Origin of the sequence: Avibacterium paragallinarum, assembly GCF_900450705.1 — a bacterium.
GTDB lineage: Bacteria > Pseudomonadota > Gammaproteobacteria > Enterobacterales > Pasteurellaceae > Avibacterium > Avibacterium paragallinarum.
Genome location: NZ_UGHK01000001.1, coordinates 371,035 through 393,306, shown reverse-complemented (window position 1 = coordinate 393,306; position 22,272 = coordinate 371,035). Strand labels below are relative to the sequence as shown.

Below are 22,272 nucleotides of genomic sequence, written 5' to 3'. Positions count from 1 at the left end.
TTCAGCGTGATTTACCTGCTGAGTTTAGCTTGTTGAACACGATTTATCTCAGACTCATTCTTTGGTTTAAGAAGATCGTTTGACAAGCAGCATTTGAACTTGTGACATCGCAGTTATATTCGTTGGGGATATTTATGTTTGGTTAAGCTTTGAACTCAACAAATCAACTAGACCTCGTAATTTATTAGAGCCTTTATTTTCAATAATTAATTTAGGGGCTGTAGTAGATTAGCAACAATGCTATACTACAAAAATGAAGATAACATATTGTAAATTAAAGAAATCCATACAGAAAAAACTACTTGAGTTTTTTGTCGCAGAAGTTACTGCAAGAACAGCAGCAAATTTGCTAGATATTCAACCGAATACAGCCGCTTTGTTCTACCATAAAATCAGGCTTGTGATTGGCTATCATTTATCCCTTGAAGTTAACGAGATTTTTGAGGGGGAAATTGAACTAGACGAAAGCTATTTTGGTGGTCATCGAAAGGGAAAACGAGGACGAGGACGAGGAGCGGCTGGAAAAGTTGCTGTTTTTGGGTTACTAAAACGACAAGGAAAGGTATTTACTGTTGTGGTTGAAAACACCAAGAGTGAAACATTACTCCCTGTTATTAAAAGAAAAATCAAGCCTGATAGCTGGGTTTATACGGACACTTATCGCAGTTATGATGCACTTGATGTGAGTGAATTTCACCACGAACGAATCAATCATTCCGAGCTATTTGCGGTGAAACAAAATCATATTAATGGCATTGAAAATTTTTGGAATCAGGCGAAGCGGATACTGCGAAAATATAATGGAATTAACCGAAAAAACTTTCCTTTATTCTTGAAGGAATGTGAATTTCGGTTTAACTTTGGGACACCAAAAGAGCAGTTAAAAATATTGCGAAAATGGTGTGAAATTTAGGGCTAATCTACTACAGCCCCTTAATTTAAGCTATCTTATAAAAATTTAAGTTTAAATTATCCTTCAAAAATAACCCTTGTCTCTAAAATGCTTCAGTTTATTGCGATTTTTTAGCATAAATCTTGAAAGCCTTCTTGAATAAAGGTATAAATACTATACTGTCTAATATTTGAACTTAGAATTGTTAGTATCTGTTTATATTTACCTTTTTTAGGTATATTTTTTGTTCTGATTTACGATCTACGTCGCAAAAATACGAGGGCAAAAATATCTATTTTAGTTTATTTTATATAGTACAAATTTACATGCTTTCAAATAGAATCATTGTTGTTTTATATCACTAATCGGAGGTGTAATGATGAATATTGCTGATAAAGTAACTTTTGAGATTCAAAATGAACTTAGAGAACTTATTGGAGAAGTTTCAGCGAAAGGTGTATTCAATGGGTATGGTATTTTTCACAAAAAATTAATGTTTGGATTATACCAAGATAATCATTTTTATTTGAGAGGTGTTGGTAAACTTGCTATATATCTGGAGGAACAAGGAGCCATATCTTATATGGAACATACTGATACCCCAGCTATTTATGGAGATAACTACTATCTTCTGACTGAAAAAATTAGACAGAATAAAAAATGGGGCTGTCCTAGATAACAACTAAAAAATCTATTTAGGTTAGAATGAACCAATGAGAAAAAGTCGTCTAAGTCAGCACAAACAAAATAAACTCATTGAGCTATTTGTTGCAGGTGTTACTGCAAGGACAGCAGCAGAGTTAGTCAATGTAAACAAAACGACTGCCGCATATTACTTTCATCGTTTACGCCAACTCATCTATCAAAACAGCCTTCACTTAGAGATGTTTGAAGGTGAAATTGAAGCCGATGAAAGTTATTTTGGCGGTGCTCGCAAAGGCAAACGTGGTTGTGGTGCGGCAGGGAAAATTGCGGTATTCGGGCTTCTCAAGCGCAATGGCAAGGTTTATACCGTTGCGGTTCCAAATACGCAATCTGCCACCTTGTTACCCATTATTCGGGAGCAGGTAAAGCCTGATAGTATTGTTTACACCGATAATTATCGTAGTTATGACGTGCTTGATGTGAGTGAATTTAGTCATTTTCGTATCAATCACAGCACACATTTTGCTGAAAATCATAACCACATTAACGGAATTGAGAATTTTTGGAGCCAAGCAAAACGCCATTTACGCAAATTTAATGGTATCCCAAAAGCGCATTTTGAGCTTTATTTAAAGGAATGTGAATGGCGTTTTAATTACAGCAACATAAAAAGTCAAATTTCTATTTTAAAACAATTGGTTAAAGGGAGTTTAGTCTAGTTATCTAGGACAGCCCCTAAAAAATTATATAAATCTCTTGTTTTATGGTCGATTGAACAAGTCGAGTCTGAACAGAAGAAAAAGGCTTTATCTAAGGAGGGGAGTATTAAAAATCTTATTAACTTATCTATTAAACATGAGCGATTACTCCACAAGATTGATGTTGATTCAGTTGAAACTTTTTTTGAGGTTGGACCAGCTCATTGTTATATAGAGCTTCGCAAGAGAGGATTCTCTGTAAATTTAGCTTTTTTTTGGAGTTTGACAGCAGCATATCTAAATAAGCATTTTACCTTATTGACGCAAGAAGAAAAAGATAACGCTTTAGAGTTGCTTAATGATTTATTGGCTAATGAGGGAATGAGGCAGATAAATTTAATAAAGGATTAATATTACTAATAAAAAGATAGCAAATTGAATTAGGGTGTTTGATTTTTGTGCAGTTGATAAAAAAAGACTTGCATCGATTTCAAAAATCCCTATAATATGCCGCACACAACGACGCGACGTTGTAAATAGTTTGAAAGTACACCTCGCGTCGTTCTTTTTTGCTCTTTAACAATCAATCAGACAATCTGTGTGGGCACTTGTTGAATTCTGAAAAAATTAAAGATTTATAAACAATGAGTGCGTAACTGAAATTCATCGTGATTTTAAATGAAATCACAGAGCTTTGTTAGTGTACGAATTGAGAAAGATTAAACTGAAGAGTTTGATCATGGCTCAGATTGAACGCTGGCGGCAGGCTTAACACATGCAAGTCGAACGGTAACGGGTTGAAAGCTTGCTTTCAATGCTGACGAGTGGCGGACGGGTGAGTAATGCTTGGGAATCTGGCTTATGGAGGGGGATAACCATTGGAAACGATGGCTAATACCGCATAGAATCGGAAGATTAAAGGGTGGGACTTTTTGCCACCTGCCATAAGATGAGCCCAAGTGGGATTAGGTAGTTGGTGAGGTGAAGGCTCACCAAGCCTGCGATCTCTAGCTGGTCTGAGAGGATGGCCAGCCACACTGGGACTGAGACACGGCCCAGACTCCTACGGGAGGCAGCAGTGGGGAATATTGCGCAATGGGGGGAACCCTGACGCAGCCATGCCGCGTGAATGAAGAAGGCCTTCGGGTTGTAAAGTTCTTTCGGTGGTGAGGAAGGTTGGTGTGTTAATAGCACACTGATTTGACGTTAGCCACAGAAGAAGCACCGGCTAACTCCGTGCCAGCAGCCGCGGTAATACGGAGGGTGCGAGCGTTAATCGGAATAACTGGGCTTAAAGGGCACGCAGGCGGTAAATTAAGTGAGATGTGAAATCCCCGAGCTTAACTTAGGAATTGCATTTCAGACTGGTTTACTAGAGTACTTTAGGGAGGGGTAGAATTCCACGTGTAGCGGTGAAATGCGTAGAGATGTGGAGGAATACCGAAGGCGAAGGCAGCCCCTTGGGAAGCTACTGACGCTCATGTGCGAAAGCGTGGGGAGCAAACAGGATTAGATACCCTGGTAGTCCACGCTGTAAACGCTGTCGATTTGGGGATTGGGCTTTAGGCTTGGTGCCCGTAGCTAACGTGATAAATCGACCGCCTGGGGAGTACGGCCGCAAGGTTAAAACTCAAATGAATTGACGGGGGCCCGCACAAGCGGTGGAGCATGTGGTTTAATTCGATGCAACGCGAAGAACCTTACCTACTCTTGACATCCTAAGAATCCTGTAGAGATACGGGAGTGCCTTCGGGAGCTTAGAGACAGGTGCTGCATGGCTGTCGTCAGCTCGTGTTGTGAAATGTTGGGTTAAGTCCCGCAACGAGCGCAACCCTTATCCTTTGTTGCCAGCACTTCGGGTGGGAACTCAAAGGAGACTGCCAGTGATAAACTGGAGGAAGGTGGGGATGACGTCAAGTCATCATGGCCCTTACGAGTAGGGCTACACACGTGCTACAATGGTGCATACAGAGGGAAGCGAGCCTGCGAGGGGGAGCGAATCTCAGAAAGTGCATCTAAGTCCGGATTGGAGTCTGCAACTCGACTCCATGAAGTCGGAATCGCTAGTAATCGCAAATCAGAATGTTGCGGTGAATACGTTCCCGGGCCTTGTACACACCGCCCGTCACACCATGGGAGTGGGTTGTACCAGAAGTAGATAGCTTAACCTTCGGGAGGGCGTTTACCACGGTATGATTCATGACTGGGGTGAAGTCGTAACAAGGTAACCGTAGGGGAACCTGCGGTTGGATCACCTCCTTACCAAATAGAATAGATGAGTGCTCACACAGATTGTCGTGATGGTTGTTAGACAATAAATAGCAAATAGACAGTATCGTTGTGAAAGCAACGAAAAAAAAACCGAAAAAAAGACCGCACTTGCGGTACCCTTGTGGGTCTGTAGCTCAGGTGGTTAGAGCGCACCCCTGATAAGGGTGAGGTCGGTGGTTCAAGTCCACTCAGACCCACCACTCATTGCTGGGCAATATCCATGATTGAGTGAATGAGGGGCGGTTTAGGAATAGAATTGGGGATATAGCTCAGCTGGGAGAGCGCCTGCCTTGCACGCAGGAGGTCAGCGGTTCGATCCCGCTTATCTCCACCAAATCATACCATTTAATAAAATCATTGCTAAGTATTCTCATATTAGATAACCGAGTAAGAGAGAATATTTACCAATGATAATGAAAATTATCGAATTTGCTCTTTAACAATAGAAAAACAAGCTGAAAACTGAAGAGACTTTCAAGCTAATGAGGGAGTGGTGAGAGTAATAGAACTGCTTTCTGATTAAATTGAAAAAGTCTGAGTAAAAAGACTTACTTGAACAAAAGCAAGTAAGCGTTCTCAGCGAGAGAACAACTTCGGGGAAAAATCCTTGAGGTTGTATAGTTAAGTGAGAAAGCGTACAGGGCGGATGCCTTGGCAATCAGAGGCGAAGAAGGACGTGCTAATCTGCGAAAAGCGTGGGTGAGTTGATAAGAAGCGTTTAACCCACGATGTCCGAATGGGGAAACCCGATAGGCGAAGAGCCTATCATTGCGAGGTGAATAAAATAGCCTCGTAAGGCGAACCGGGAGAACTGAAACATCTAAGTACCCCGAGGAAAAGAAATCAACCGAGATTCTGTGAGTAGCGGCGAGCGAAAGCGGAGGAGCCAGTAAGTAATAGCAGCAGAGATAGAGGAATTGTCTGGGAAGGCAAGCGACACAGGGTGATAGCCCCGTACTTAAAATCCAGGCTGTGGTACTAAGCTTACGAGAAGTAGGGCGGGACACGAGGAATCCTGTCTGAAGATGGGGGGACCATCCTCCAAGGCTAAATACTCCTGATTGACCGATAGTGAACCAGTACTGTGAAGGAAAGGCGAAAAGAACCCCGGTGAGGGGAGTGAAATAGAACCTGAAACCCTGTACGTACAAGCAGTGGGAGCCCGCAAGGGTGACTGCGTACCTTTTGTATAATGGGTCAGCGACTTATATTTTGTAGCGAGGTTAACTGAATAAGGGAGCCGAAGGGAAACCGAGTCTTAACTGGGCGTTGAGTTGCAAGGTATAGACCCGAAACCCGGTGATCTAGCCATGGGCAGGTTGAAGGTTGGGTAACACTAACTGGAGGACCGAACCGACTAATGTTGAAAAATTAGCGGATGACTTGTGGCTGGGGGTGAAAGGCCAATCAAACCGGGAGATAGCTGGTTCTCCCCGAAATCTATTTAGGTAGAGCCTTGTGTGAATACCTTTGGGGGTAGAGCACTGTTTCGGCTAGGGGCCCATCCTGGGTTACCAAACCGATGCAAACTCCGAATACCAAAGAGTAATGCACAGGAGACACACGGCGGGTGCTAACGTCCGTCGTGGAGAGGGAAACAACCCAGACCGCCAGCTAAGGTCCCAAAATCTATATTAAGTGGGAAACGAAGTGGGAAGGCTTAGACAGCTAGGATGTTGGCTTAGAAGCAGCCACCATTTAAAGAAAGCGTAATAGCTCACTAGTCGAGTCGGCCTGCACGGAAGATGTAACGGGGCTAAAATATAGTACCGAAGCTGCGGCATCAGGCGTATCACTAATACGCCTTAACGATTAACCACTTGCGAAGCAAGTGGGTAAAGCGAAAAACACGTTGAGTGTAATGGCAAAGAATCGAAGAGGGATATTAGTGATACGTCTGTTGGGTAGGGGAGCGTTGTGTAAGCGGAAGAAGGTGGTTCGAGAGGATTGCTGGACGTATCACAAGTGCGAATGCTGACATAAGTAACGATAAAACGGGTGAAAAACCCGTTCGCCGGAAGACCAAGGGTTCCTGTCCAACGTTAATCGGGGCAGGGTGAGTCGGCCCCTAAGGCGAGGCTGAAAAGCGTAGTCGATGGGAAACGGGTTAATATTCCCGTACTTGGTAAAGTTGCGATGTGGGGACGGAGAAGGTTAGGTTATCGACCTGTTGGAAATGGTCGTTTAAGTTGGTAGGTGGGTGAGTTAGGCAAATCCGGCTCACCGTTAACACTGAGAGATGATGACGAGGCACTAAGGTGCTGAAGTAACTGATACCACACTTCCAGGAAAAGCCACTAAGCTTCAGGCTTTACTAAACCGTACTGAAAACCGACACAGGTGGTCAGGTAGAGAATACTCAGGTGCTTGAGAGAACTCGGGTGAAGGAACTAGGCAAAATAGCACCGTAACTTCGGGAGAAGGTGCGCCGGCGTAGATTGTAGTGACTTGCTCACGAAGGTTGAACCGGTCGAAGATACCAGCTGGCTGCAACTGTTTATTAAAAACACAGCACTCTGCAAACACGAAAGTGGACGTATAGGGTGTGATGCCTGCCCGGTGCTGGAAGGTTAATTGATGGTGTAATCGAAAGAGAAGCTCCAGATCGAAGCCCCAGTAAACGGCGGCCGTAACTATAACGGTCCTAAGGTAGCGAAATTCCTTGTCGGGTAAGTTCCGACCTGCACGAATGGCATAATGATGGCCAGGCTGTCTCCACCCGAGACTCAGTGAAATTGAAATCGCCGTGAAGATGCGGTGTACCCGCGGCTAGACGGAAAGACCCCGTGAACCTTTACTATAGCTTGACACTGAACCTTGAATTTTGATGTGTAGGATAGGTGGGAGACTGTGAAGCGGTAACGCCAGTTATCGTGGAGTCGTTGTTGAAATACCACCCTTTAACGTTTGATGTTCTAACGAAGTGCCTGAAACGGGTACTCGGACAGTGTCTGGTGGGTAGTTTGACTGGGGCGGTCTCCTCCCAAAGAGTAACGGAGGAGCACGAAGGTTTGCTAATGACGGTCGGACATCGTCAGGTTAGTGCAATGGTATAAGCAAGCTTAACTGCGAGACAGACAAGTCGAGCAGGTGCGAAAGCAGGTCATAGTGATCCGGTGGTTCTGAATGGAAGGGCCATCGCTCAACGGATAAAAGGTACTCCGGGGATAACAGGCTGATACCGCCCAAGAGTTCATATCGACGGCGGTGTTTGGCACCTCGATGTCGGCTCATCACATCCTGGGGCTGAAGTAGGTCCCAAGGGTATGGCTGTTCGCCATTTAAAGTGGTACGCGAGCTGGGTTTAGAACGTCGTGAGACAGTTCGGTCCCTATCTGCCGTGGGCGTTGGAGAATTGAGAGGGGCTGCTCCTAGTACGAGAGGACCGGAGTGGACGCATCACTGGTGTACCAGTTGTCTCGCCAGAGGCACTGCTGGGTAGCTAAATGCGGAAGAGATAAGTGCTGAAAGCATCTAAGCACGAAACTTGCCTCAAGATGAGTTCTCCCTGACTTAAAGTCAGTAAGGGTTGTTGGAGACGACGACGTAGATAGGCTGGGTGTGTAAGCGGTGTGAGCCGTTGAGCTAACCAGTACTAATTGCCCGAGAGGCTTAACTATACAACGCTCAAGGGTTTTGGCTTGTTTTTGTTAAAGAAGTAAAGAACGAATAGAAAAGATAAAGAATGTAAAGAATTTAAAGAATTATCTTGGCGGCGAAAGTGCAGTGGACCCACCTAAATCCATGCCGAACTTAGAAGTGAAACGCTGTAACGCCGATGGTAGTGTGGGAATTTCCCATGTGAGAGTAGGACACCGCCAGGTTTTGAATGAAAGAAGAACGCCATTGAGGGAACTCGATGGTGTTTTTTGTTGTTTCTTATGTTTATATTTTCTTGTATTTTTGGGCTTACTGGATATTGCATTTTATCCTTTAAATAGGCTAATGGGATTTACCTCAGTTGATTTTGAGAAAGTTCTAGTAGCTATAAATATCATTTAGATGAGTATTATAAGATGTACTTATATCAGAAAAAATCTGACAAAATTACACCGCACTTTGGTTTGGTAAGTTTAATCACTTTTTTAGAAGAAAATACGGCTTGAGGGTTAGTTTTATCTTGCATTCATTGCATTTTTTAAACACCTTATTAGGTATTTATCAATCTAAATGTAGACCTTAAGGGTGTTTTCATTTTTCCTTCATTACTAATTCTATGGGGCTCTATATCATATGTGTTTTTCCTATAGCTTAAAAAATGTAATCATTTCAAAATGACTCTTCTGGTCATTGAGTTAAATTGCTCTTTGCTGTAAACTAATGTCCCGTCTTACTATTTAGAATTATCAATTTTTCATCTCAACAATTAGGTTCTATTATGGCTACCAATTATATTTTTGTAACGGGCGGTGTGGTTTCTTCTCTTGGTAAAGGGATCGCGGCAGCCTCTTTAGCGGCAATTCTTGAAGCACGTGGTTTGAATGTAACTATTATGAAGCTTGATCCTTATATCAATGTCGATCCTGGTACAATGAGTCCAACCCAACATGGTGAAGTGTTTGTTACTCAAGACGGGGCGGAAACAGATTTGGACTTAGGGCATTATGAGCGTTTTATCCGTACCAAAATGACCAAACGCAACAATTTCACCACTGGAAAAATTTATTCAGAAGTGTTACGCAAAGAGCGTCGTGGTGATTATCTTGGTGCAACCATTCAAGTGATTCCGCATATCACCAATGAAATTAAAGCCCGCGTAATTGATGGAGCAGCGGGACACGATGTGGCTATCGTTGAAGTGGGCGGTACTGTGGGCGATATTGAATCATTGCCGTTCTTAGAAGCGTTACGCCAGTTAGCTGTTGATGTTGGGCGTGAGCGAACCATTTTTATGCACTTGACTCTTGTGCCTTATATCCCGACGGCGGGTGAGGTGAAAACTAAGCCGACTCAGCATTCGGTGAAAGAGTTGTTGTCTATCGGTATTCAGCCTGATGTGTTGATTTGTCGTTCAGATCGTATGATACCACCAAATGAGCGAAGCAAAATTGCACTGTTCTGTAATGTGCCAGAGCGTGCGGTAATTTCTTTAAAAGATGTGAATTCTATTTATCAAATTCCAGCCTTATTGAAATCCCAAGGCTTAGATGAATTTATTTGTCAGCGTTTTCGTTTAGATTGTCCAGAAGCTGATTTAAGCGAATGGGAACAAGTGCTTTATCAACAAGCTAACCCAACAGGCGAAGTTACTATTGGTATGGTAGGGAAATATACAGAATTGCCTGATGCTTATAAATCGGTTAATGAAGCATTGAAACACGGCGGGTTAAAAAATCGTTTGAATGTAAATATTAAATATATCGATTCTGAAGATGTAGAAAGTAAAGGCACGGAGGTGTTAGCTGGGTTAGATGGAATTTTAGTGCCGGGAGGCTTTGGATATCGTGGTGTAGAGGGGAAAATTCGTACAGCACAATATGCCCGTGAGAACAATATTCCTTACTTAGGGATTTGTTTGGGAATGCAGGTGGCATTAATTGAATATGCACGTCATAAAGCGGGATTAACGGAAGCTAACTCCACGGAATTTGATAAAGACTGTAAACAACCTGTGGTAGGTTTAATTACTGAATGGCAAGATGCGGAAGGCAAGATTGAAACCCGTAGTGATAAGTCTGATCTGGGTGGTACAATGCGTTTAGGAGCTCAACAATGCCACCTTGCTGAGGGTAGTCTTGCACGCGAATTATATGGTGCAGAAACTATTGAGGAACGTCATCGCCATCGCTATGAAGTGAACAATATCTTATTACCACAAATCGAAAAAGCGGGATTAAAAGTCACAGGCTTATCGGCGGATAAAAAATTAGTGGAAATTATTGAAGTGCCAAATCATCCTTGGTTTGTAGCTTGTCAGTTCCACCCTGAGTTTACCTCAACACCGCGTGATGGGCATCCGTTATTTGCTGGGTTTATCAAGGCAGCAAAAGACTACCAGCAAGGATAATGTTCCTAGTTAGCATTATTGCTAAATAATGTGGAACATTATATTTGGGTAAGGTCTGTAGCTTAATTCTTGTATTATAAGGATTAAGCTACATTCTCTATGCCTAATAAATAGCTTGGTTTATTCGCTAAATTCTGTACATTCAGAATTCTTTATTTGTAAGTTTGAGCTAGAGAATATGGGATTAAACCAATTATTTAATTTAGTAGAGAGACGATCGATACCTTGTTTTTTTAATGCTGAGAAAGCTTCAACCTGAATATCTCCTTGGAAAGGCAATATGGCTTCTCGTACTATTTTTACCTGTTTATTTGTAACATTTTGGCTCAGTTTATCTGCTTTCGTGAGAAGTAATAATACAGGTAAATTGGCAGAAACTGCCCATTCAATCATTTTCTGATCTAAATCTTTCAGTGGATGGCGAATATCCATCAAAATCACTACGCCAGCAAGGCATTCTCGTTTTTGTAGGTATTCTCCAAGTGCTTTTTGCCATTGAATTTTCATTTGTTCAGGTACAGCAGCATAGCCATAACCCGGTAAATCAACCAATTTGCAGAGAGGCTCAATTTCAAATACATTAATTAATTGTGTTCTTCCTGGAGTTTTAGATGTACGAGCTAAGTTTTTTTGATTAGTTAACGCATTTAGAGCGGTAGATTTTCCAGCATTAGAGCGTCCAACAAATGCAATTTCTATACCACTGTCTTCAGGAAGCATTTTTATATTAGGGGCACTAGTGAGAAAATGTGCTTTATGGTAGTTTAATTTGAAATTATTCATTTTTTATTTTTCAGTAGTTTAATATTATGCGTAGCATACCTTATAAAAGTCAAAGTAACGATTGAAAAATAGCGTATAAAGTAAAAAAAGTTATTCTTTTTTCCAAAAATAACGAAATTCTTTTGGTGTCTGCTTTTGTTCTTTCTTAAATACAGAATAAAAATATTGCAGGGAAGGGTAACCACAAACATCTGCAATTTCTTGAATTGAAATATCTGAGTATTTTAAAAGTGAAATTGCTCGTGCCATTTTTTGCTGATGAATGACCTGATGAATCGTTTTATTCATTTCTGCTTTAAAGCGTAATTCTAAATTGCTGCGTGAGATTCTTAAGTGATCTAACACTTGTTCTACTTTAATACCTTGGCAGGCTCGTTGGCGAATATAGTGCATAGCTTGCATTACTAATGGATCGCTAAGGGAAAGATAATCTGTCGAGCTTCGAGCCTCAACTTTTAAAGGTTGAATTAATATGGTTTTATTATTAAGGGTAATGCCATTTAATTGGCGATGTAATAATTTTGCGGCCTGATAACCAATTTGTTTCGTGCCTTGGGCTACAGATGAAAGAGAAATGCGAGAAAGATATTGGATAAGTTCTTCATTATCAATGCCAATAACGCAATATTGCTCAGGAACGGCAATTTTAGCTGTTTCACAGGCTTGTAGTAGATGTCTTGCTCTTGCGTCTGTTACCGCAATGATGCCTGTATGCTGTGGTAAGGATTGAATCCATTGAATTAGATTAGTTTGAGCTTGACGCCAATTTTGAGAATTTGTTTGTTCACCTTGGTAAATATGTATTGGGTAAGCATATTTATTCATTAAATCAACAAAAGCATTTTGTCGTTCTATAGACCAATGTTTTTGGCGATTTTCTGTGGGTAATCCATAAAAAGCAAAGTGATTTAACCCTTTTTGTTTAAGATGTAAAAAGGCGGTTTCAATTAAAGCGTAATTATCTGTGGCTACATAGGGAAAATGTGGATAAAAATCAGGATTTTGGTAGGAACCTCCAACTGCAATAATTGGCACATTAATATTTTCAAGTAGTTCCACTGTTTCAGGATCATCAAAATCAGCAATAATGCCATCAATAGAAAGACTTTGGATAGTTTTTTTATGGTACACAAAATCATCTTCCATAAAAATATCCTAGGTACATTGCGAGGCTTGTAGATATTGTCCAACACCTTCTACAACTTGACGATCATAAACTTTATTTGCATTAAAAAGCAAAGCAATGCGGTAAAACTTTCCTATGTTTTGCATATTATTCGTTCCTGTCGCTCAAACCACATTAATAGCATAACGGAATTTAGAAAAATTTAAACCTTGTTTCTGTTAAAGTGCGGTGTAAATTTTTTGAATTTTTATACCGCACTTAATGTTTATCTAGTTAAAATCCTTTTAATCGCTGATAAAGTTGATGATAGCGTTCTCGTTTTTGTTGGTATTGTTCGTAGACTTGAGCGTTTGGTGTATAAACTTCTTCCAATGGTAGATTACGACAATAGGTGGAAATCTCTTCTTTCGGGTTTAATGCAATTTGTGCTAATTTTGCCGCACCTAATGCAGGGCCAACATCACCACCTGTGCGGTATTCAAGTGTTCTGCCTGTAATATCTGCTAATAATTGTCGCCAGTAAGCACTTTTTGTGCCACCACCAATGAGGCTTATACTTTCAGCCGTTGCCCCTGTTTCATGTAATACATCAATCCCATCAGCAAGTGCAAAACTTACCCCTTCAAGTACCGCTTTAGCTAATGTAATATTGCTGTCATTATGGCTTAGCCCCCAGAATACACCTGTGGCATAAGGATCATTATGTGGGGTTCGCTCTCCAGAGAGATAAGGTAAAAACAGGGCTTGAGATGATGTTGTACAATGTGCCATTTGTTGAAATAACTGGCTAATATCGTTGTTCCCTATAATATTTTTTACCCAGTCTATTGCAGAGGCAGCACTTAAAATGACAGACATTAAATGCCAGCGTTCAGGTAAGGCGTGGCAGAAACTATGCACGGCTTTTTGTGGATTGGCGGTGAACCTATCGGTTACGACAAAATAGACGCCAGAAGTGCCTAAGGATAGCATTGCTTGCCCTGCTTGATATAGACCAATACCAATAGCACCAGCGGCATTATCCCCGCCACCTGCGACAATAGGAACAGAATTCATTCCCCATTGTTGTGCAATTTCTTGACGTAAATAGCCTGTGATTTGATTGCCTTCAAATAATTTCGGCATTTTATCTAGCTCTAAGCCTGTTGCCTCAAGTATTGTGTTATCCCACTGCCGTTTTTCCACATCAAGCCACATTGTGCCAGAAGCGTCTGACATATCAGAAGCGTATTCACCCGTCATCTTTAGACGTAAATAATCTTTAGGTAATAACACTTTATGAATTTGATTGAAGAGATGAGGTTCATTTCTTTGCACCCATTTTAATTTGGGGGCGGTGAAGCCTGGCATCATTAAATTGCCCGTAATTTGACGAGATTGGGGAACAAGATTTTCTAGCTCAGAACATTCTATTCCACTACGACCATCATTCCATAAAATAGCAGGGCGTAAGATGTGATCTGCTTTATCTAGTAAGGTTGCACCGTGCATTTGCCCAGTTAAACCAACAGCTTCGACCGATTTTAAATCGTGGTGTTGTGATAATTCAAGCATCGCGTAATGAGTGGCATTCCACCAATCTTCAGGATCTTGTTCTGACCACAGGTTTTGCGGACGAGAAATAGATAATTCCTTATGGCTAGTAGCAAGGATATGTTGCTCTTCATCAAGTAATACCACTTTTACACCAGATGTGCCGAGATCGATACCAATATACATAATTTTGCTCCTTGTTGTATGAGCAAAGGCTTGTAGATTGTTCTCTAAGCCTTTTTGTTAGAAAAATTAACGATAGATATAACGATTAATGAGATTTTCTAAATATTCTTGCTGACCAGATACAGGCTGTGGATTCAGATTTTGTGTTTCCACTAACTGTGTCAAGTCTTCTAATGACGTATTGCCAGATAAAATCGCTTTTCCTAACTAGCTGTCCCAGCCAGAATAGCGTTGTTCAACAAGTTTTTGTAGTTGTTGATCTTGAATCATATCGGCGGCACGTCTTAATGATAGAGCGAGGACATCGATTGCCCCAATGTGTCCATAGAATAAATCGTAAGGATCAATACTTTGGCGACGAATTTTGGCATCAAAATTAAATCCGCCTGTAGCAAAACCACCATTTTTGAGAATTTCATACATCACGAGCGTATTTTCTTCCACACTATTTGGGAACTGATCTGTATCCCAACCTGATTGTGGATCTCCTCGATTTGCATCAATTGAGCCGAAAATGCCTAGGGCGTAAGCAGTTGCAATTTCGTGATGGAACGAATGTCCTGCAAGCGTTGCATGATTTGCTTCAATGTTCACTTTAATTTCATTTTCTAAACCAAATTGTTTTAAAAAGCCATAAACCGTTGCTACATCATAATCATATTGATGTTTAGTTGGCTCTTGTGGTTTAGGTTCAATCAGTAATGTTCCTTTGAAGCCAATTTTATGTTTATGTTCAACGACCATTTGCATAAAACGACCGATTTGTTCACGTTCACGTTTTAGATCCGTATTCAGCAAGGTTTCATAGCCTTCACGTCCTCCCCATAAAACATAGTTTTCTCCGCCTAATTTTTGTGTTGCATTCATTGCATTAGTAACTTGTGCTGCCGCCCAAGCAAAAATCTCTGGGTTGGGATTGGTTGAAGCACCAGACATATAACGAGGATTGCTAAAGCAATTTGCTGTTCCCCACAAGAGCTTAACGCCTGTTTCTGCTTGTTTTTGTGCTAAGACATCGATAAGTGTATGGAAATTGTAGAGATATTCTTTAAAAGAATTTCCTTCGGGGGCAATATCAACATCGTGAAAACAATAATAAGGAACACCTAATTTTGTAAAAAATTCAAAAGCAATATCCGCTTTTTGTTTAGCACCAGCTAATGGATCGTTATTTTTTTGCCAATGGCGATTAAGTGAACCAACTCCAAACATATCATTACCATTCCAACAGAATGTGTGCCAATAACATACCGCCAAACGTAGATGTTCTGCCATTGTTTTGCCTAAAATGACCTCATCGGCATTGTAATAACGAAAAGCAAATGGATTGGTGGAATTAACGCCCTCATAGCGAACTTTTGTGATTTTATCAAAATAGTTTGTCATCATCGTTTCTCCTTATGGCATAAAATTTGTAGAAATCATTAACCAAAAAGAAGGGAGGCGCAATTACGTTATTTTATTTACCAATTAAGATTATTGTTTATTGTGTGCTGTATCACAAAAAAGAAAAAACATAATGGGAATATTAGATTTGATAATAGTAAATTGTTGTAGTCTGTTCTAAATTTTGTTTTATTTTAATGAGGGAGAGCGCTATGGAAATGTTCATATTTGATAAAATAATTGATCGTGCGGGCACTTTTTCTGCTAAATGGCAAAACCAATCTTCAATACATCCTGATTTTATTTCTATGTCAGTGGCCGATATGGATTTACCAGCACCAGAAGCATTGATTGAACAGCTTGCGACGTTTAATCATATGGGTATTTACGGTTATACGCAATTACCAGAAAATTATTTTGATGTAGTACGAAACTATCTTGAAAGACACTATAGTTATAAGGTGAAAAATGATGAAATTGTTTTTTGTCCACGAATTATTCAAGCTATTTCAATTTATTTGCGTGAATTTACCCAAATAGGCGAGAAAATCTGTGTATTTACCCCTTCCTATTCGCCAATTATTAATGCTATTACGTTAAATAATCGTCAGTTTCTGCCTTGTCCTTTAGTATATAAAAAATAGGGGCTGTCCTAGATAACTAGACTAAACTCCCTTTAACCAATTGTTTTAAAATAGAAATTTGACTTTTTATGTTGCTGTAATTAAAACGCCATTCACATTCCTTTAAATAAAGCTCAAAATGCGCTTTTGGGATACCATTAAATTTGCGTAAATGGCGTTTTGCTTGGCTCCAAAAATTCTCAATTCCGTTAATGTGGTTATGATTTTCAGCAAAATGTGTGCTGTGATTGATACGAAAATGACTAAATTCACTCACATCAAGCACGTCATAACTACGATAATTATCGGTGTAAACAATACTATCAGGCTTTACCTGCTCCCGAATAATGGGTAACAAGGTGGCAGATTGCGTATTTGGAACCGCAACGGTATAAACCTTGCCATTGCGCTTGAGAAGCCCGAATACCGCAATTTTCCCTGCCGCACCACGACCACGTTTGCCTTTGCGAGCACCGCCAAAATAACTTTCATCGGCTTCAATTTCACCTTCAAACATCTCTAAGTGAAGGCTGTTTTGATAGATGAGTTGGCGTAAACGATGAAAGTAATATGCGGCAGTCGTTTTGTTTACATTGACTAACTCTGCTGCTGTCCTTGCAGTAACACCTGCAACAAATAGCTCAATGAGTTTATTTTGTTTGTGCTGACTTAGACGACTTTTTCTCATTGGTTCATTCTAACCTAAATAGATTTTTTAGTTGTTATCTAGGACAGCCCCTCTATTTTTTATTTCCGGATTGCATTAGATTTAGAAAATCAATTTATAGTAGTTGTAGATAGAAGTGAGTCTTTGTTATTAGAAGAGAGTTATATATAGCACTATAGTTACTTTAGTTTTTTAGAATATCAGAAAATTTAAAAATGTTATTTTAACTAAAAAAATAACGTTATCTTTTAGATTACAATTATTTTGCAAGGTAAATTTTGCCTATGATACACTTCGTTTTTTAATTTTTTAATCTATCATCATTATGCAATTAGCCCAATCTTCAAAAAACGCCCCTTTCGCTCAATCTGTTCTTGCTTGGTATGATAAATTTGGGCGTAAGCAGTTGCCTTGGCAGCAGAATAAAACCTTGTATGGCGTATGGCTGTCGGAGGTGATGTTGCAACAAACCCAAGTGGCGACGGTGATTCCTTATTTCGAGCGTTTTATGCAAACCTTTCCCACCATCACCGCCCTTGCGAATGCCCCGCTTGATGAGGTTTTGCACCTGTGGACAGGCTTAGGCTATTATGCTCGGGCGAGGAATTTGCATCAATCCGCACAAGTGATTCGCGATCAGTATCAAGGCAATTTTCCTACGGAATTTGAGCAGGTGCAGGCGTTGAAAGGCATTGGGCGAAGCACGGCGGGGGCGATTTTATCTTCTTGTTTGAATGCCCCCTATCCGATTTTAGACGGCAATGTGAAGCGTGTGTTATCTCGTTATTTCACTGTGCAAGGCTGGGCGGGTGAGAAAAAGGTGGAAAATCAACTGTGGCAGTTGAGTGCGGAGGTTACGCCAAAAGAACGGGTGGCGGATTTTAACCAAGCGATGATGGATATTGGGGCGATGGTGTGTACACGAAGTAAGCCGAAATGCGAGCTTTGCCCTTTAGCTACAAAGTGCGGTGCAAATTTACAGCAAAATTGGCAGGATTATCCCGCAAAGAAACCGAAGAAAGCCCTTCCTGAGCGACAAAGTTATTTTTTAATTTGGCAGGAAAAGGGGAAAGTGATTCTGGAACAGCGGGAAAACGCGGGGCTGTGGGGCGGGCTATATTGCTTCCCTCAATTTGAAAATAAATCGGCGTTGCTGGATTTTTTAGCGAGCCGAGGCGTGAAGTTTTACCAAGAATGGACAGCGTTCCGCCATACCTTTAGCCATTTTCATTTGATGATTCACCCGATTTATGTGCGAGGTGATGAACAGCCCGAAGATTGCGATCGCACGGATTGGCAGAAGGTTGGGGAAAATCACGCGAAGTATGAATCTTCTATACAAAGTGCGGTCAAATATTGGTATGATCCGCACAATCCAGATCAAATCGGGCTGGCAACGCCAGTCAAAAATCTTTTATTACAATTACCAAAAGGAAACACATAATGGCAAGAACGGTATTTTGTGCTTATTTAAAACAAGAAGCGGATGGGCTTGATTTTCAGCTTTACCCTGGGGAATTAGGCAAGCGTATTTTCGATCATATCAGCAAGCAGGCTTGGGGCGAGTGGCTCAAAAAACAAACAATGCTGGTGAATGAGAAAAAATTAAATATGATGAATGCTGAACATCGCCAATTATTAGAGCAAGAAATGGTGAATTTTCTTTTTGAAGGCAAAGAGGTTCAGATTGATGGCTATGTTCCACCCGCAGAAAAATAATTTATGAAAAAATACGTTGTTGCTTTGATTATTCCTTTTTTGTTTGCCTGTGGAGGGTCGAACCATAAAGGAACGGATTACGATGAACCCTTTTCCAAAGACACGCAGGGTCTGGATATTTTAACGGGACAGTTTTCCCATAATATCGATCAGATTTGGGGGGTAAACGAACTGTTGGTGGCGAGCCGTAAGGATTATGTGAAATATACCGATAGTTATTACACCCGTAGCCACGTTAGTTTTGATGAGGGCGTGATTACCGTTGAATCTCAGCAGGATACCTCACGTTTGCATAATGCGATTGTGCATACGCTACTAATGGGGTCTGATGCTAAAGGCATTGATTTATTTGCTTCTGGCGATGTGCCGATTAGCTCTCGTCCTTTCTTAGCGGGGCAGGTGGTAGATAATTTCGGGCAGCAAATTACTAATGAATTTGTCGCGGGCAACTTCGCTGATTATTTAATTAGTAATAAACTTCAATCTCGCCGTTTAAGTAATGGGCGATTAGTGCAATTCGTGGTAATCCCAATGATTGCCAACCACGTTGCTGTGCGGGCACAAAAATACATTCCAATGGTACGCCGTGCCGCCAGAAAATATAACCTTGATGAAAGCCTTATTCTTGGCATTATGCAAACAGAATCAAGCTTTAACCCTTATGCGATTAGCTATGCAAATGCCATCGGCTTAATGCAAGTTGTGCCACATACCGCAGGACGTGATGTGTTCCAAATGAAAGGGCGTGGTGGCCAGCCATCAAAAAGCTATTTATTTGATCCTGAAAAAAATATTGATGCAGGAGCTTCATATTTATGGCTGTTACAAAATAAATATTTAGATGGCATTACCAACCCAACCTCAAAACGTTTTGCAATGATTTCAGCCTATAACAGTGGGGCGGGTGCGGTATTGCGAGTTTTCCACGAAGATAAAGAGAGGGCGATTGCCCAAATCAACCGCTTATATCCTGAGCAAGTGTACCGTATTTTAACCACATCACACCCATCGGCACAGGCAAGAAATTATCTGATCAAAGTGGATAAAGCACAAAAAAGTTATCGTGTAAGACGTTAGCTTTTTTTCGGCGGTTGTGTTTTTTAGGCGATTTTTGTTTTATTTCTACGCGTTTCGAATGTTAAATATTCAAACGAATAAAAAAATGCAAAAAAGTTGAAATTAATGATTGACTTAAAACGGGAAAAATCGTTTAATACGCACCACTGATGAGTTGCCTCGATAGCTCAGTCGGTAGAGCAGGGGATTGAAAATCCCCGTGTCGGTGGTTCGATTCCGCCTCGAGGCACCACTACTCCTCCTTAGTTCAGTCGGTAGAACGGTGGACTGTTAATCCATATGTCGCTGGTTCAAGTCCAGCAGGAGGAGCCAAATTTTAGGCCGCTGATGAAAATCAGCGGTTTTTTTACGAAAATTTAATGATAAGATTGAGTTTGCCTAGATAGAAGAGCAGAAGTAAGTAGTAGAGCTTATATAAGGCATACATCTGGTTCTACTTAGTCAGTAATTTGCTCATCTTGCCACTTGAGGGAATAATTAGTTTTATATTCTTTCTCTATATAATACCGCATTTTATCTCGTCTTTTTCTTTCTGTTTTTATTATCTATCCCCTTGACGAATAAGCGATTGAAGCGTAACATTCCGCACGATTTAGCAACAAGAGGACACACACTTTGGACAGTCATAGTCGATACCAATATCTTTAATATAAATCTCGTCCTCAACTTATCGGCGGGATTTCGCAGGTAAGTTTCATTACCAATATTAGGTATCTTTAATTAAATAATCAAAATTTACACCGCACTTTTATATCGATTATTTAGTTTTCTTTTGTTCATCGGGTTTGTTCATAATCCCCCAAGGAGTATGACAAAATGATTAATGCTTTTGCATTAGAGAAAGCACGTTTAATTCGGCTTGATGACGGCGATGAAAATCTCAATGCCGCTATTTGGATTGATTTATTAGAACCTTCAAGTGAAGAACGTGAAATGTTGCAGCAGGGACTCGGGCAGAGTTTAGCATCATTTCTTGAACTGGAAGATATTGAAGCATCTGCACGTTTTTTCGAAGATGAAGATGGCTTGCATCTGCACTCTTTTTTTTATTGTGAAGATGAAAATGATTATGCTGATATTGCCAGTGTGGCGTTTACTTTGCGTGATGGGCGTTTATTCACCCTGCGTGATCGTGAATTGCCTGCATTCCGCCTTTATCGAATGCGTTCGCGTAGCCAACGATTGGTGGAATGTAACGCCTATGAAGTGCTATTAGATTTATTTGAAACTAAAATCGAGCAATTAGCAGATGTAATCGAAAATGTTTATGCGGATTTGGAAAAATTAAGTCACGTTATTTTAGAAGGTAAGCAAGGGGAAGCTTTTGACGAAGCCCTCGCCACGCTCACAGAGCAAGAAGATGCCAGCTCCAAAGTGCGTTTATGTTTGATGGATACTCAGCGTGCGTTGAGCTTTTTAGTGCGAAAAACCCGCTTGCCAACCAACCAATTAGAGCAAGCACGGGATATTTTACGCGATATTGAATCCCTCCAACCGCACAATGAATCCCTATTCCAAAAGGTGAATTTCTTAATGCAAGCGGCGATGGGTTATATTAATATCGAACAGAATAAAATTATGAAGTTCTTCTCGGTGGTGTCGGTAATGTTCCTGCCAGCTACGCTGGTTGCCTCTACCTATGGAATGAACTTTGAGTTTATGCCAGAATTGCATTTAAAATATGGCTACCCAATGGCGATTGGCTTAATGATTGTCGCCGCTCTCACGCCTTATATTTATTTTAAACGCAAAGGCTGGTTATAGTTTTAAGGAGAACACAATGGGCTTAAATTCCCTTCAATTTTTGTTGTACACTCTGATTAATGTGTACAGTTTTGTCGTAATTTTGCGTGCGTGGTTTCAGTTTAGCCGCGTAGATTTTTACAACCCGCTTTCACAGAGTATTGTCAAATTTACTCAGCCGATCCTTGCTCCAATGCAAAAAATGTTGCCTACTTTCAAGGGCATTAACACCGCTGCCCTTGTCCTTTGTATCCTACTTGGCACGGCAAAATATCCATTAATCAGCTTGCTCGGCTCAGAACAAATCGCCGCCGCCCCACTGACTTATGTTTTTATCGGATTGCTACACAGTTTGAGAACCTTAGGCGAAACTATTATCTATGTGCTGTTTATCCAAGCCATTTTAAGCTGGTTTAATCGCGGACAAAACCCTTTACAATACACGCTTTATCAGCTTACTGAGCCACTGCTCAACCCAATTCGCCGCATTTTGCCTAACACAGGAATGATTGATTTTTCCCCAATGCTTTTAGCGTTTATCCTGTTTTACGGTAATCGAGTAATGTATGACATCGCCCCAATTTTATGGCAATTTGCCTAATGAAGGCTGTTGAACAAACCCCACAAGGGCTTCGGTTGAGGATTATACTGCAACCGAAAGCTAGCAAAGATCAGTTGGTTGGGCTGCACGATAGCGAGCTAAAAATCACCATCACCGCTCCGCCAATTGATGGAAAGGCTAACGCACACTTGCTCAAATTCCTAAGCAAAATTTTTAAAGTACCGAAAAGCCACATTGTTCTTGAAAAAGGCGAACTCAATCGGCATAAACAAATATTGATTATTTCTCCTAGAATTATTCCGAATGTCCTAATGGCATTATTGTGATGAAGGTATAAGTAATTTTATAAGTTTA

15 protein-coding genes, 4 tRNA genes, 3 rRNA genes and 2 pseudogenes are annotated in these 22,272 nt (G+C 40.8%); 19 read left to right on the top strand and 5 right to left on the bottom strand.

All coding sequences use genetic code 11. The annotated features are described in order from the left end of the window. The first annotated feature begins 253 nt into the window (after positions 1-253). The 10 genes from DXZ23_RS02160 (at position 254) to pyrG (ending at position 10,513) form a co-directional block, all read left to right on the top strand. Positions 254-913 carry an IS1595 family transposase gene (locus tag DXZ23_RS02160; protein ID WP_021723635.1) on the top strand — a complete coding sequence of 220 codons (660 nt, stop codon included), beginning with the start codon at positions 254-256 and terminating at the stop codon, positions 911-913. 355 nt (positions 914-1,268) lie between these two features. Further along, entirely contained in the window at positions 1,269-1,571 is a 303-nt protein-coding gene (locus DXZ23_RS02155) for a TfoX/Sxy family protein (RefSeq protein ID WP_081603178.1), read from the top strand. A gap of 34 nt (positions 1,572-1,605) precedes the next feature. Then, positions 1,606-2,256 (top strand): IS1595-like element ISHpa1 family transposase, encoded by a 651-nt coding sequence (locus DXZ23_RS02150; RefSeq protein WP_017806567.1) that lies wholly within the window; start codon positions 1,606-1,608, stop codon positions 2,254-2,256. Between the two features lie 51 nt (positions 2,257-2,307). After that, positions 2,308-2,646: a TfoX/Sxy family protein gene (locus tag DXZ23_RS02145; protein ID WP_082188670.1), complete on the top strand. Its 339-nt coding sequence runs from the start codon at positions 2,308-2,310 to the stop codon at positions 2,644-2,646. Positions 2,647-2,956: 310 nt separating this feature from the next. Then, positions 2,957-4,497: ribosomal RNA gene (locus DXZ23_RS02140) — 16S ribosomal RNA — on the top strand. A gap of 132 nt (positions 4,498-4,629) precedes the next feature. After that, positions 4,630-4,706: transfer RNA gene (locus DXZ23_RS02135), tRNA-Ile, on the top strand. Between the two features lie 58 nt (positions 4,707-4,764). After that, positions 4,765-4,840 (top strand) — tRNA-Ala (locus DXZ23_RS02130). 285 nt (positions 4,841-5,125) lie between these two features. Continuing rightward, positions 5,126-8,126, top strand: a 23S ribosomal RNA gene (locus tag DXZ23_RS02125). A gap of 88 nt (positions 8,127-8,214) precedes the next feature. Beyond that, positions 8,215-8,330 (top strand): 5S ribosomal RNA (rrf, locus tag DXZ23_RS02120). The 16S, 23S and 5S rRNA genes sit together here with 2 tRNA genes alongside, the layout of an rRNA operon. A 554-nt stretch (positions 8,331-8,884) precedes the next feature. Further along, positions 8,885-10,513, top strand: a complete 1,629-nt coding sequence (gene pyrG / locus DXZ23_RS02115) for a glutamine hydrolyzing CTP synthase (protein WP_021723480.1) — start codon at positions 8,885-8,887, stop codon at positions 10,511-10,513. Positions 10,514-10,633: 120 nt separating this feature from the next. Here the strand turns inward: pyrG and yihA are convergent, their stop codons facing one another. From yihA to xylA, 4 genes and pseudogenes are all read right to left on the bottom strand, one after another. Next, entirely contained in the window at positions 10,634-11,296 is a 663-nt protein-coding gene (yihA, locus tag DXZ23_RS02110) for a ribosome biogenesis GTP-binding protein YihA/YsxC (RefSeq protein ID WP_017806277.1), read from the bottom strand. A 90-nt stretch (positions 11,297-11,386) separates the two neighbouring features. Beyond that, positions 11,387-12,568: pseudogene (locus DXZ23_RS02105) on the bottom strand (XylR family transcriptional regulator). Between the two features lie 127 nt (positions 12,569-12,695). After that, positions 12,696-14,141 carry a xylulokinase gene (gene xylB / locus DXZ23_RS02100; RefSeq protein ID WP_017806280.1) on the bottom strand — a complete coding sequence of 482 codons (1,446 nt, stop codon included), beginning with the start codon at positions 14,139-14,141 and terminating at the stop codon, positions 12,696-12,698. Positions 14,142-14,207: 66 nt separating this feature from the next. Then, positions 14,208-15,527 (bottom strand): annotated as a pseudogene (gene xylA, locus DXZ23_RS02095) (xylose isomerase). A gap of 212 nt (positions 15,528-15,739) precedes the next feature. On the opposite strand from xylA, the gene DXZ23_RS02090 reads away from it, so the two are divergent. Then, the gene (locus tag DXZ23_RS02090; RefSeq protein WP_017806282.1) at positions 15,740-16,171 is read left to right on the top strand and encodes a beta C-S lyase family protein; all 432 of its coding nucleotides are present in this window, start codon (positions 15,740-15,742) and stop codon (positions 16,169-16,171) included. A gap of 16 nt (positions 16,172-16,187) precedes the next feature. Here DXZ23_RS02090 and DXZ23_RS02085 read toward each other — a convergent pair whose 3' ends face one another. Continuing rightward, complete coding sequence (locus tag DXZ23_RS02085; protein ID WP_017805306.1) at positions 16,188-16,838, bottom strand: IS1595-like element ISHpa1 family transposase; 651 nt, start codon at positions 16,836-16,838, stop codon at positions 16,188-16,190. Positions 16,839-17,142: 304 nt separating this feature from the next. Here DXZ23_RS02085 and mutY point away from each other — a divergent pair, with 304 nt between their 5' ends. The 8 genes from mutY (at position 17,143) to yggU (ending at position 22,244) form a co-directional block, all read left to right on the top strand. Beyond that, entirely contained in the window at positions 17,143-18,261 is a 1,119-nt protein-coding gene (mutY, locus tag DXZ23_RS02080) for an A/G-specific adenine glycosylase (protein WP_017806283.1), read from the top strand. Continuing rightward, entirely contained in the window at positions 18,261-18,536 is a 276-nt protein-coding gene (locus tag DXZ23_RS02075; RefSeq protein WP_017806284.1) for an oxidative damage protection protein, read from the top strand. Before mutY ends, DXZ23_RS02075 begins: the two co-directional genes overlap by 1 nt. Positions 18,537-18,539: 3 nt before the next feature. After that, positions 18,540-19,613 (top strand): membrane-bound lytic murein transglycosylase MltC, encoded by a 1,074-nt coding sequence (gene mltC, locus DXZ23_RS02070; RefSeq protein ID WP_017806285.1) that lies wholly within the window; start codon positions 18,540-18,542, stop codon positions 19,611-19,613. 156 nt (positions 19,614-19,769) lie between these two features. Beyond that, positions 19,770-19,845: transfer RNA gene (locus DXZ23_RS02065), tRNA-Phe, on the top strand. 4 nt (positions 19,846-19,849) lie between these two features. Further along, a tRNA-Asn gene (locus tag DXZ23_RS02060) sits at positions 19,850-19,925 on the top strand. 504 nt (positions 19,926-20,429) lie between these two features. Beyond that, the gene (gene corA / locus DXZ23_RS02055; protein WP_017806286.1) at positions 20,430-21,377 is read left to right on the top strand and encodes a magnesium/cobalt transporter CorA; all 948 of its coding nucleotides are present in this window, start codon (positions 20,430-20,432) and stop codon (positions 21,375-21,377) included. Between the two features lie 16 nt (positions 21,378-21,393). Further along, positions 21,394-21,957, top strand: coding sequence for a YggT family protein (locus DXZ23_RS02050; protein WP_017806287.1), 564 nt, complete (start codon positions 21,394-21,396; stop codon positions 21,955-21,957). After that, positions 21,957-22,244 (top strand): DUF167 family protein YggU, encoded by a 288-nt coding sequence (gene yggU / locus DXZ23_RS02045; RefSeq protein WP_017806288.1) that lies wholly within the window; start codon positions 21,957-21,959, stop codon positions 22,242-22,244. Before DXZ23_RS02050 ends, yggU begins: the two co-directional genes overlap by 1 nt. Positions 22,245-22,272 lie beyond the last annotated feature (28 nt).

Coding starts and splice junctions, on each gene's coding strand:
- DXZ23_RS02160 (WP_021723635.1), top strand. CDS start 254: ATGAAGATAACATATTGTAAATTAAAGAAATCCATACAGAAAAAACTA.
- DXZ23_RS02155 (WP_081603178.1), top strand. CDS start 1,269: ATGATGAATATTGCTGATAAAGTAACTTTTGAGATTCAAAATGAACTT.
- DXZ23_RS02150 (WP_017806567.1), top strand. CDS start 1,606: ATGAGAAAAAGTCGTCTAAGTCAGCACAAACAAAATAAACTCATTGAG.
- pyrG (WP_021723480.1), top strand. CDS start 8,885: ATGGCTACCAATTATATTTTTGTAACGGGCGGTGTGGTTTCTTCTCTT.
- yihA (WP_017806277.1), bottom strand. CDS start 11,296: ATGAATAATTTCAAATTAAACTACCATAAAGCACATTTTCTCACTAGT.
- xylB (WP_017806280.1), bottom strand. CDS start 14,141: ATGTATATTGGTATCGATCTCGGCACATCTGGTGTAAAAGTGGTATTA.
- DXZ23_RS02090 (WP_017806282.1), top strand. CDS start 15,740: ATGGAAATGTTCATATTTGATAAAATAATTGATCGTGCGGGCACTTTT.
- DXZ23_RS02085 (WP_017805306.1), bottom strand. CDS start 16,838: ATGAGAAAAAGTCGTCTAAGTCAGCACAAACAAAATAAACTCATTGAG.
- mutY (WP_017806283.1), top strand. CDS start 17,143: ATGCAATTAGCCCAATCTTCAAAAAACGCCCCTTTCGCTCAATCTGTT.
- DXZ23_RS02075 (WP_017806284.1), top strand. CDS start 18,261: ATGGCAAGAACGGTATTTTGTGCTTATTTAAAACAAGAAGCGGATGGG.
- mltC (WP_017806285.1), top strand. CDS start 18,540: ATGAAAAAATACGTTGTTGCTTTGATTATTCCTTTTTTGTTTGCCTGT.
- corA (WP_017806286.1), top strand. CDS start 20,430: ATGATTAATGCTTTTGCATTAGAGAAAGCACGTTTAATTCGGCTTGAT.
- DXZ23_RS02050 (WP_017806287.1), top strand. CDS start 21,394: ATGGGCTTAAATTCCCTTCAATTTTTGTTGTACACTCTGATTAATGTG.
- yggU (WP_017806288.1), top strand. CDS start 21,957: ATGAAGGCTGTTGAACAAACCCCACAAGGGCTTCGGTTGAGGATTATA.